Origin of the sequence: Burkholderia sp. Ac-20349, from assembly GCF_017104865.1 — a bacterium.
GTDB lineage: Bacteria > Pseudomonadota > Gammaproteobacteria > Burkholderiales > Burkholderiaceae > Burkholderia > Burkholderia aenigmatica.
Genome location: NZ_JAAGPM010000203.1, coordinates 1 through 10676, shown reverse-complemented (window position 1 = coordinate 10676; position 10676 = coordinate 1). Strand labels below are relative to the sequence as shown.

9 protein-coding genes and 1 pseudogene are annotated in these 10676 nt (G+C 68.0%); 5 read left to right on the top strand and 5 right to left on the bottom strand.

Annotated features, from left to right (window positions below):
* Positions 1 to 124: 124 nt before the first annotated feature.
* Positions 125 to 778 (top strand): annotated as a pseudogene (locus G3N61_RS35940) (IclR family transcriptional regulator C-terminal domain-containing protein); the annotation flags it as partial.
* Positions 779 to 1602: 824 nt separating this feature from the next.
* On the opposite strand, the gene G3N61_RS35935 reads toward G3N61_RS35940, so the two are convergent.
* Positions 1603 to 2085, bottom strand: coding sequence for an Lrp/AsnC family transcriptional regulator (locus tag G3N61_RS35935; RefSeq protein WP_021159229.1), 483 nt, complete (start codon positions 2083 to 2085; stop codon positions 1603 to 1605).
* Positions 2086 to 2370: 285 nt separating this feature from the next.
* On the opposite strand from G3N61_RS35935, the gene G3N61_RS35930 reads away from it, so the two are divergent.
* The 3 genes from G3N61_RS35930 to G3N61_RS35920 all read left to right on the top strand — a co-directional run bounded on the left by G3N61_RS35930 (position 2371) and on the right by G3N61_RS35920 (position 4827).
* On the top strand, positions 2371 to 3018 hold the full coding sequence (locus G3N61_RS35930; RefSeq protein ID WP_089453048.1) for a LysE family translocator: 648 nt from the start codon (positions 2371 to 2373) through the stop codon (positions 3016 to 3018).
* Positions 3019 to 3142: 124 nt separating this feature from the next.
* Positions 3143 to 4318, top strand: a complete 1176-nt coding sequence (gene kch, locus G3N61_RS35925) for a voltage-gated potassium channel protein (RefSeq protein ID WP_043183935.1) — start codon at positions 3143 to 3145, stop codon at positions 4316 to 4318.
* A 77-nt stretch (positions 4319 to 4395) separates the two neighbouring features.
* Positions 4396 to 4827 (top strand): YqaA family protein, encoded by a 432-nt coding sequence (locus G3N61_RS35920; RefSeq protein WP_043183601.1) that lies wholly within the window; start codon positions 4396 to 4398, stop codon positions 4825 to 4827.
* Between the two features lie 59 nt (positions 4828 to 4886).
* Here the strand turns inward: G3N61_RS35920 and G3N61_RS35915 are convergent, their stop codons facing one another.
* The 4 genes from G3N61_RS35915 to G3N61_RS35900 are packed head-to-tail and all read right to left on the bottom strand — an operon-like array spanning position 4887 to position 9519.
* Entirely contained in the window at positions 4887 to 6350 is a 1464-nt protein-coding gene (locus tag G3N61_RS35915) for an MFS transporter (RefSeq protein ID WP_205824743.1), read from the bottom strand.
* A 41-nt stretch (positions 6351 to 6391) separates the two neighbouring features.
* On the bottom strand, positions 6392 to 7414 hold the full coding sequence (locus G3N61_RS35910) for a cyclase family protein (RefSeq protein ID WP_205824741.1): 1023 nt from the start codon (positions 7412 to 7414) through the stop codon (positions 6392 to 6394).
* Positions 7415 to 7473: 59 nt separating this feature from the next.
* Complete coding sequence (locus G3N61_RS35905; protein ID WP_205824740.1) at positions 7474 to 8751, bottom strand: CoA transferase; 1278 nt, start codon at positions 8749 to 8751, stop codon at positions 7474 to 7476.
* An 18-nt stretch (positions 8752 to 8769) separates the two neighbouring features.
* A complete protein-coding gene (locus G3N61_RS35900; RefSeq protein ID WP_043183595.1) occupies positions 8770 to 9519 on the bottom strand; it encodes an IclR family transcriptional regulator in 750 nt (249 codons plus the stop codon).
* 227 nt (positions 9520 to 9746) lie between these two features.
* Here G3N61_RS35900 and G3N61_RS35895 point away from each other — a divergent pair, with 227 nt between their 5' ends.
* The gene (locus tag G3N61_RS35895) at positions 9747 to 10655 is read left to right on the top strand and encodes a CoA ester lyase (RefSeq protein ID WP_205824739.1); all 909 of its coding nucleotides are present in this window, start codon (positions 9747 to 9749) and stop codon (positions 10653 to 10655) included.
* Positions 10656 to 10676: the final 21 nt, after the last annotated feature.

Below are 10676 nucleotides of genomic sequence, written 5' to 3'. Positions count from 1 at the left end.
CAGTGCCTGCAGCACGGCGGGGGCGAGGCCGGGCGCATGCGCGAGCTGCAGCCACGCGCGCAGTGCGGAGGTGGTCAGCGCTTGCGGCGACATGAGGCGCCCCTCGAATGCGGTGGCCAGCGGACCGGCGGCGAAGGCGTTTCCGCATCTCGTCAGCCTGCAGAAGATCGGCCTGCTGAGCCGCGACGACGCCGGCTGCTTCGGCGGCGGCCCGCTCGGGCAAGCACTCGGCCTGATCGCGATGCAGCGCGTGTCGCCGACGCGCGACGCGGAAGCCGAGATCGTCGCGCTGGCCGGCGCGACCGACATGAGCGTGGCGGCCGCGACGCTCGGGCCGCTCGGTCCGACCGTGATTCGCCTCGAAGAGTCGGCGCGGCCGCAGCACGTGAGCCTGCAGGTCGGCACGGTGATGTCGCTCGTCAATACGGCGATCGGACGGATCTTCGCGGCCGGCATGTCCGACGACGTGCTGGCCGACCTGCTCGCCGACGAGCCCGTGCGCCTCGCGGGCAACGCCGCCGCGCCCGCCGACGACGCCTTCCGCGCGCGGCTTGCGACGATCCGCGCGGACTCACTCGATTTCGCGTTCGACGCGCCGGTGCCGGGCATCGGGACGGTCGCCGCGCCCGTGTTCGATCACACCGGCAGCATCCGGCTCGTGATCGCGATCATCGGCTCGTCGCGCGGTTTCCCGCGCGGGCCGGACAGCGACCTCGCGCAAGCGTTGCTCGCCGCGACACGGCGGCTGTCGTGGCGGTTCGGGTGGATCGGCCGGTAAGCCACCGCCCGCTTCCGCCGTCCTCCTCACCGCTCGAATCCCTTCTCTTGTCCCATGCGAGGCCGTGCAGGCACGGCCTCGCCACGCCTGCGCGCCCGAGACCAAGCCACCCGATATTCATGTTGCGAAGCAGCAACACAAATTGTCAGTAATTCTCATATAACGAAATCACATTTCACAAAGCGAAGCCGTTTCGCTATGATTAGGGTTATCCCTAACTCGCCACCTATACGGGGCTTCGTCATGCAAACGTCCAATGTCTCCAACCGTTCCACCGAATCCGCAGGCTGGCTCGCACGTGTGAGCGACCTGATTGCAGAAGCTTGGGCACTCCACCTCGAGAACTGCGAAGTCATCGCTGAAGCACACGCACGCCTGCCGCACTGAACGGAGCGGCCGGCCGCCAGTTGGCCGCACAATACCCTGCCTGATCCGCTTGCCCGAACGCGCGCCGCGAGGCCGCAGCGTCGGGCATCGGCATGCAGTGCACGGCATCTCGCCTGGCTGTCGGTCGGAAACCGGTCGGGGTTGCCCCGGTTGAATGCGCTCGCCGCGTCGGGAGCGCGTAGCAGTCACGTTGAAGCCGATGCCGGCGCCGACCGGCGTCGGCGCGGTTCTGTCTGACGGTTGCCCGGGCGGGCAGCTGTCATCGAGCCGGCGCGCGGTTACGCCGGATCGTCCCGGATGGAAGATTCATCCGCTTTACCGGCCCGGGTACCGAACCGCGCGATGCGGCTTGCCCTGCACCCGATTGCCGTCTTTCCCCGCGCCCACGCGCAGCCACCTGCGCCGTCGTATCAACGCCGGCCGCATGCTTATTCCCATCACACCTGAATCGACGGCACGTCCTTCATGCAGCGCAGCGCGAACATCGAGCGGCTGTGACGGATGCTCGAGATCTTGTACAGCTTTTCGCGCAGGAAACGCTCGTAGCCGGCCGTGCCGTCCACCGCCACCTTGATCCAGTAGTCGTACTCGCCGGACACGAGATAAGCCTCGAGCACCTCGGGCAGTGCGGCGAGTTCCTCACCGAAGCGGGCGAGCGCGTCGTCCTCGTGACGATCGAGCGTGACTTCGAGGATCACGATGTCCGCGTAGCCCAGCTTCCGCTGATTGACGAGCGCGACATAACCGTCGATATAGCCGTCCACCTCGAGCTGCCGCGTGCGGTTCCAGCACGCGGTGGTCGACATGCCGATCTGTTCGGCCAGTTCGGCGTTCGACAGACGCGCGTTTTTCTGCAGTGCGCCGAGGATCTTGCGGTCCTGACTGTCGAGCGTTTTCGGCGAGCGTTCACGTGTGGCCATGGCAAGAAGAATCTTCTACTGAAAATCGGGATTCTATCTGAATGACATTCCGGATTTGTGTCAGTTTGTGTGGAAATGCGGAAGCCTTTTAATCCGGCCCCTTGATATATTTTTACCCATGCCTGTTGTCCGGCACGCTCCCCGCGACAACCCCCTCGCACCGGGACGCACGGCCGCAATCACGAGTTGCGGTGCCGGCCAGCAGGCATGCGATTCCCCGCCGCCCGCGCGCCTATCCGGCCGCGCGGCTTCGGCGCCCGTGTTCCTGTTCCTGCCCTACCCGTCATGTCGTTCAGGCTTTACCTCTCGTTTCTCGCTGCTTCCGCCGTTCTCGTCTACGCCCCCGGCCCCGTCAACCTTCTCACCATGAACCAGGCACTGCGCGCCGGCTGGCGCCGCGCGCTGCCGTGCGTCTGGGGCGGCACGCTCGCCGTGCTGCTGCAACTCGCGCTGACCGCGCTGTGTCTGAATTCCCTCGTGCATCTCGACGAGCGCGCGCTGACCGTACTCCGCTGGGCCGGCGCGGCCTACCTCGTCTGGCTCGGCTGCAAGCAATGGCTCAGCCGTGCGCCAGCCGGCGCACCCGCTGCCTCGGCCGGGCCGGCCGGCGCGGCAACGCCGGAAACCGACTCGCACCGCGCGCTGTTCTGGCGCGGCGTCGCCACCTCGGGCCTCAACCCGAAGACACTGCTGTTCTTTCCGTCGTTCTTTCCGCAGTTCATCAGCCCGAGCGCCGACTGGAGCCTGAACCAGCAGTTCCTGCTGCTCGCGGCGACGTTCGCGGTGCTGTTCGCGGGCGGGGTCGCGTCGATGGCGCTGTTCTCGCACCGGCTGAGCCGCGCGCTGCAACGGCCGGCGCGGATGCGCGCGATGAACCGCGTGACGGGCGGGCTGCTCGTCGGGATGGGCGCGATCATGGTCGGCTGGAACTGACGCGCCGGGCGGCCGGCCGGCTTCATCGCGGCCGCCGCCACACCCGTCGAAAAAGCACGCGATCGCCGAATGCTTTAGGGTAGCGGCTGGTTCGTTGGACATGCCCGGCCAGCCGGGCGACTGGATGAAGCCCCTCACTACCCGCCTGCGGCGCCTGTTCGCGCCGATCGGCCTGCACTGGTATCTCGCCCTCCTCCTCGCACTCGATGCGCTCATGGTGCTGCGCCCCGTGGTCGACCATGCCCGGCTCGGCGTGCATCACGCGTGGCTCGCCGATGCGCTGAACCTCGTCGACAACGCCGGGCTCGTCGTCTTGCCGCAAGTGGTCGTCGCGGCCGGCCTCGCGACGATGGCCATCGGCATCGTGCTGCGCGCCCGCGTCGCGTGGGTGCTGTCGATCCTGCTGCTGGTCGCCGCCGCCGCGATCAGCGTGCTCGGCGGCTATCGCAGCCACGCGGTATTCGTCTATACGGCCGTGCTGGCCGTCGCGCTGCTGTATTACTGGCGGCACTTCGACCGCGCGAGCGTCGCCGCAAGCAGCCTGTTCGCGTTGCTGAGCATCGTGTCGCTGCTGATCTACGCGACCTTCGGCGTGCTGTATCTCGGCGACGAATTCACGCCGCCCGTCCACGATCTCGCCACGGCCGTCTATTTCTCGATCGTGTCGATGTCGACGGTGGGCTACGGCGACATCGTGCCGCACGCGCCGACCGCGCGCCTGTTCACCGCGTCGGTGATCGTGCTCGGCATCACGGTGTTCGCGACGTCGATCAGCGCGGTCATCGGCCCCGTGATCGGCGGCAATCTGAAACGGATCGTCAAGGGAGGCATTTCGAACGTGATCCGCAAGCATCATTACCTGATCGTCGGCGCGACACCCGTCGCGCATGCGGTACACGACGGGCTGCGCAAGCGCGGCTACGCGGTGACCGTCGTCGTGCCGGCCGGCGTCGAGCACAACTATCCCGCCACGACCGACCTGATCGTCGGCGATGCGACCGACCACGCGGTGCTGGAAAGCGCCGGCGCGGCGACCGCGCGCGCCGTGCTCGCGCTGCGCTCCGACGACGCCGAGAACGCCTTCATCATCCTCGCGATCCGCGAGATTGCAGCGTCGGTTCGCACGGTCGCGCTCGTGAACCAGCAGCGCAACCTCGAACGGCTGCGCCTCCTGAAACCCGACATGGTGTTTTCGCCCCAGCAACTCGCGGGCGAACTGCTGGCCAGCACGCTCAACGACGAACCCGTCGACAAGTCGTTGATCTCGCACCTGCTGTTCGGCACGGCCGACGCCGCATGAACGCATGAACGCATGAACGCATGAACGTGTGACCCGGTGCCCCAGGGTGGCCGGCGCGTGCCCGGTACAATCGCGCGATGTCCGAATTGCTCACTTACGGCGGCCTGTTCGCCGTGTCGATGGTCGCCGCGACCCTGTTCCCGCTCCAGTCCGAAGCCGTGCTCGCCGGCCTGCTGCTCGCCGGGCGCGAACCCGTGTGGGCGCTGGTGCTCGTCGCGAGCGTCGGCAACGTCGCCGGCTCCGTGATCAACTGGGCGCTCGGGCGCGGCATCGAGCACTTCCGCGAGCGCCGCTGGTTTCCCGTCAAGCCGGCCGCGCTCGCGCGCGCCGAGGGCTGGTATGCGCGCTACGGCCGCTGGTCGTTGCTGCTGAGCTGGGCGCCCGTGATCGGCGATCCGCTGACGATGATCGCCGGCGTGTTGCGCGAGCCGCTGCCGTCGTTCCTCGCGATCGTCACCATCGCGAAGGTCGCCCGGTATCTCGTGATCGCGTGGCTCATTCCGGGTTGACGGGTTGACGCGTCACCGCTGAACCCGGCACGCGCCACGCGGAAGCGGTCGCACCCGGACTACCGCTGCCTCGCGCGCACGGCCGGCGCGCGATACCGGCCCGCCGCCCCCGATTCCGCCGTGCCCTGCCGTGCAGCCGCCGGCGCCGCGATCTCGTCGAGCGAACGGCGATTGGTACGCGGACCAAACAGCCCGATCGACAGCATCACGACCAGCATGCTTGCGCCGATCAGCACGAACACCGCCGGCACGCCGAGATGCGCGAGGATCAGCGCGATCAGGTAGCTGCTCACCACGCCGGTCAGCCGGCCGAACGAGTGGACGAACCCCAGCGCGCGGCTGCGAATCGCGGTCGGGAAAACCTCGGCCTGATAGGCGGTCGCATTGCTCGCGAGCGTCGTGTTGCAAAAGGTGATCAGGATGCCGAACAGGATCACGGCCGCGGCCGACGACGACATCGCGAATGCCGTCCCGAACAACGCGACACCGAACGCGGTCGCCACGATCAGCCACTTGCGCTCGATGCGATCGGAGAATAGCCCGGCCGCGAGCGGCGAAAGCGGATACGCGAACGCGATCAGGAACGCATAGAGCAGGCTTTGCGTCACGGGCGTACCGCGAGCCGCCAGCAGGCTCGGCAGCCACTGGCTGAACCCGAAGAAGCCGATGCTCAGGCACGCGTTGAACGCAATCAGCATCAGCGTCCGGCCGCGCAAGCCGTCATCCCACATCGACACCGCGCGCACGGTTTCCGCCTCGCCCGCCGCGACGGGCGGCACGTCGGGCAGCGGCCCGCCATGCTCGCTCGCGACGCGCGCCTCGATCTTGCCGAGCACCGCTTCGGCTTCGTCCGCGCGGCCGCGCATCGCGAGCCAGCGCGGCGATTCCGGAATCCGCGATTGCAGCCACCAGACGACCACCGCACCGCTGCCGCCCGCGAGAATCACCCACCGCCAGCCGGAAATGCCGAGCGGCGCACGCGGGATCAGCAGCCAGGACGCGAGCGCAAGCACCGGCATCGCGAGATAGCCGATCGCGAAACACACGGCGAACGCACGGCCACGCATGCCCTTCGGCACGAGTTCCGTGAGGTACGCACCGATGGTGATCAGTTCAGCGCCCACGCCGATGCCCGCGACCAGCCGGCACAGATGGATGCCGACCGCCGTCTGCTGCATGCACATCGCAAGACTGGCGAACGTATAGAGCAGCAGCGAGCCGGTGAAGACGGCGCGCCGCCCGAAACGGTCGGCAAGCCGCGCCACGGCGATTTCGCCGATGAACAGGCCGATGAACGTCGCCGCGCCGAGCGTCGCCTGGTCGGACAGGCCGAACATGCCCTTCGCACCGACGTGAAAAATCCCGTCGCTGACGAGGCCGGCCGGCAGGTACGTCATCTGGAACAGGTCGTAGACCTCGAAGAAACCGCCGACGCTCAGCATCAGCACGAGGCGCCAGATGCTGGCCGTCGGCGGCAGACGGTCGATGCGCGCCGTCACGGCAAGCGCGGTTGAGTTGGACATGCTGCTGTCTCCGGAAAGGAATGCGGGGTGTCGCGCCGCGTTCAGACGGTCGCGACCGGATTGACCGGTGAGCCGACGAGGCCGCGCAAGTACAGCGGCGGCGCCGTCAGCAGGAAGCGATTGCGCCGGTGTTCGCGCAGCCAGCGCGCGAGCGGCGTGAGGTGCCACAGCTCGCCGAGATGGATGCCGAGCTTGAAGAGGCACAGCGCGTGCAGCGGCATCAGCGGCCCGCGTTCGGCACGCGGCAGCGGCGATCGCGGACGCTCTTCGACCGCGTGGTTGTCCGCGACCAGGGCGGCGAGCCCGGACACGTCGATCCATTCGAGCAAGCGGGGATCGTCGCCGTCGAGCACGCAGCAGGCGGCGTGCACGTCGAGCGCGCGGCCCGGCACCTCGGCGTCGAGCAGCAGGTCGGCGAAGCCGGTATGCAGGCAAACGATGTCGCCGCGCTCGACGACGACGTCGTCGGCCCGCATCACCGCCATGAGCTCGTCATATCCGACCTTGCGACGCGCATCGCCGAAATGATGCCGCAGGTCGATCATCACGCCGCGCCCCTGCACGCCGCTCGCGGCCATGTGCTCGATGCCGAGCGCGCGGGCGCCGCCCACCTGCGCACCGGCCTCGGGTACCCGTACGTGCTCGCCCATCCGGAAGCCGTTGTAGAACACCGCCTCCGCCTCGCCATCGCCGTCCGCGTCGAACAGGCCGCCGACGTGCGACAGCGCATCCCATTGCGTCGAGAACTGCGAATGCAGGCAGAACGCGTCGTCGCATACGACGTCCGTGGCATGCGCCACCTGCTCGTCCGCGCGATAGCCGAAGTACGGCTTGTCGTGCAGCAGCGCGGGCATGATCGCGGGCGGCCGCCGCCGCGCGTTGAGCCCGCCGCCGTGCGGCACGTCGAGCGGCAGGCTGAGCGAAAATACGCGGCCTTCCCGCACTTCGCGCACGCCCTCCAGTGTCTTCTGCTGCGTGAGCCAGTTGAGACGCCCTTTCTGGTCGTCGTCGCCAAAATCGCCCCAGTTCGAGCCGGGCGGCCGGTGGTTCCAGCGCGGGTTCATGTCGAAAGTCTCCTCGATTGTGTTTGTCGCGGGCCGTGGATGCACGTGCCCGTCCTTCGTCATCCGTGACAGATCACCCCGCGTTCGGCGAGGCGTGCGAATTCGCGCTCGCCCAGCAACGGCACGAGGATCTCGCGATTGTTTTCGCCGAGCCGCGGCGCCGGCCGCCGGAACGTGCCCGGCGTATGCGAGAAGCGCGGCGCGATGTTGTGCATCGGCAGCGTGCCGACGTCTTCGTCCGGCACGTTGACCAGCGCTTCACGCCCTATCACGTAGTGGTCCTGAACAACTTGGCTAATATCATGGATCGGACCGGCCGTGACGCCCGCCTCCTCGAAGAACGCGAGATTGTCGGCCAGATCGCGCGCCGCGATGAAGCCGCCGACGATCTCGTCGAGTTGCTGCGCATGCTGCACGCGCAGCACGTTGGTGCGATAGCGCGGATCGTCCACGAGATCGGGCCGCCCGATCGCGCGAAACAGGCGCTCCGCCATCGTCTGCGTCGAGCTCGACAGGCACAGCCACCGGTCGTCGCGCGTGCGATACGCATTGCGCGGCGCCGTGTTGGTGGAACGGCTGCCCGTGCGCGGCTTGACCCTGCCGGTCATCGCATAGTTCGCCGCGGACGGCCCGAGGATCGACAGCAGCGGCTCGAACAACGACACGTCGATCACCTGGCCCGGCGCGTCGTTCGCGTCGCGCGCCCACAATCCGACCATCACGGCGATCGCGCCCGACAGGCCGGCCGTCATGTCGCCGAGAAACATCGGCGGCAGCACCGGTTCGCGGTCGGCGAAGCCGTTGATCGCCGCAAAGCCCGAGTAACCTTCCGCGAGTGTGCCGAAGCCGGGCTTGTGGCGGTACGGCCCCGTCTGCCCCCACCCGGAAATGCGGGCAATTACGAGCTTCGGGCGAACCGCGAGCAGCACGTCCGGGCCGAGGCCCATCTGCTCGAGTACGCCGGGCTTGAAGCTCTCGATGAACACGTCGGCATCGCGCACCAGCGCCAGCACGATGTCGATGCCTTCCGGCGTGCGCAGATCGACGCACACGCTGCGCTTGTTGCGCCCGTACACCTTCCAGTTCGTACTGATGCCGCCCGCGCCGACCGCACGCAGCGTATCGCCCTGCTCGGGCTCGACCTTGATGACGTCCGCGCCGAAATCCGCGAGCTGCACGCTCAGCATGTTGCCCGCCATCAGCCGCGACAGGTCGACCACGCGCACGCCCGACAACGGGCCGGCGGCATCAGCGTCGAACTGGCGGGCGTGGAGCGGGCCGATACGGCCCGCGTGACTGGCGCTCTCGATTCCGGCTTGCGCCAAGGGTTCCGACATGAAGATTCTCCTGGTGGATTAATCCTGCAATTCGCCCTGCGGGCCGATTGCCGCGGGCACGCTGGCCGACACCGGCAGATCGCCGCCCAGCGTATGGGTCAGTTCGCTCGCCGCGGCCTGCACGCGCGGCAGGTAATCGGCGAGCACCTTCTTGTTGAAGCGATAGCGCGGCACGCCCAGCGAAATCGCGCCGGCGAGCGAACGGCCTACCCCGAATACCGGGCAGGCGATCGCCGCGCTCTCCGGGTCGCGTTCCGCGATCGACACCGCGTAGCCCTGCTCGGCGACCTTGTCGTAATCGCCGCCACGCGTGCCCGAGAACGCGAGCAGGATCCGGCCGGCCGCCCCGACCTCGAGCGGGAAACGGTCGCCTTCGCGCACGTTGGTGTGGACGGCACGCTGGGCATACGCGCGAAACAGGCAGACGCGCTCGTCGCCGTCGCGCACGTAGAACGCCGAGGTTTCGGCGGTTTCCTCCGACAGCCGCGTCAGTAACGGCACCGCGTGCTCGCGCAGCTGGAACGACTCGCGATACATCATGCCGAGATGGAAGGTGGCCGGCCCGAGCACATAGCGGCCGTCGGGCATGCGCTTGACGAACTGGAACATCTCGAGCGATTCGAACAGGCGCAGCAACGTGCTCATGTTGAGCCCCGTCGCCTCGCTGACCTGCGCGAGCATCAATCCGTTCGGCGCATCGCCGAACGCCAGCAGCGCCGACAACGCGCGATTGACGGCCGAAACGCCGCCATCTGCCTGAGCATTCATACCTACCTCGCAAAGAGAAACCGGGACGGACGGCATCGGGGCACATCCGCACAAAAACAAAAGTGACTTTCATTTTTATGGATGCGACTCGCCGTGTCAACAGGCAACGGATCGATCACCACCCGAGAATCCTCAGATTCCCGTTGTTTTTTCGGGTAAACCTCGATATTGACGAACCTTTGCGATCCGCACAAAAATGAAAGTCACTTTCATTTTTACGGATTACCATGAAAAACCTCACCTGCAACGCACCCGGCTGGCGCTCGCTGCTGTACGTGCCGGCCCACGTCCCGCGCTTCGTCGACAAGGCCGCGACGTGCGGCGCGGACGCGTTGCTGCTTGATCTCGAAGACAGCGTGCCGGCGGACCGGAAGGCGCTTGCGCGCGACGCGCTGGCGGCGGCCGTACCGCGCCTGAAGGCCGCGGGCGGCGACGTGCTGGTCCGGGTCAACGGCTCGCTGCAATGGCTCCCGCACGACTTGCGCGCGGCGGTTGCCGCCGGGGCCGACGGCGTCGCGATCCCGAAGGTCCTCGGCGCGTCGCACCTCGAGGCGATCGACACGCTGCTCGGCGAACTGGAGGACGAACAGGGCGTCGCGCACGGCGCGATCCGCGTGATCGCGATGATCGAGACGCCCGGTGCGTTCGAGGCGAGAGCGCGGATCGCCCGCGCGTCGCAGCGCATCGCGGCACTGATGCTCGGCGGCGGCGATTTCGCATTGCACTGCGAGAGCGACGCGAGCGCGGACGTGCTGAACGTGCCCAAGCAGCTGCTGGTCATCGCCGCGCGCGCGGCCGGCGTGCTGCCGCTTGGCCTCGCCGGCACGCCGGACTCGCTCGACGATCTCGAGGCATTCGCCCGCATGGCGCAACGCTCGAAGGCCATGGGATTCGCCGGCGCCACCTGCATCCACCCCGCGCAAGTGCCGATCCTGAACCGCGCATTCGCGCCCACCGACGACGAGATCCAGGCCGCGCAGACGCTGATCGACGCGTACGAAGCTGCGTGCGCGGATGGGCGCGGCGCGCTGCGCGTCGGCGGAAAGATGGTCGACGCGCCGGTAGTCGAGCGCGCACGACGTGTGCTCGCGCGGCGCCAGGCGCAGCCGGACCACCCGCAGGGCGCGCCCCGCTAGCGCCCGTTCACGCGCGCGGCG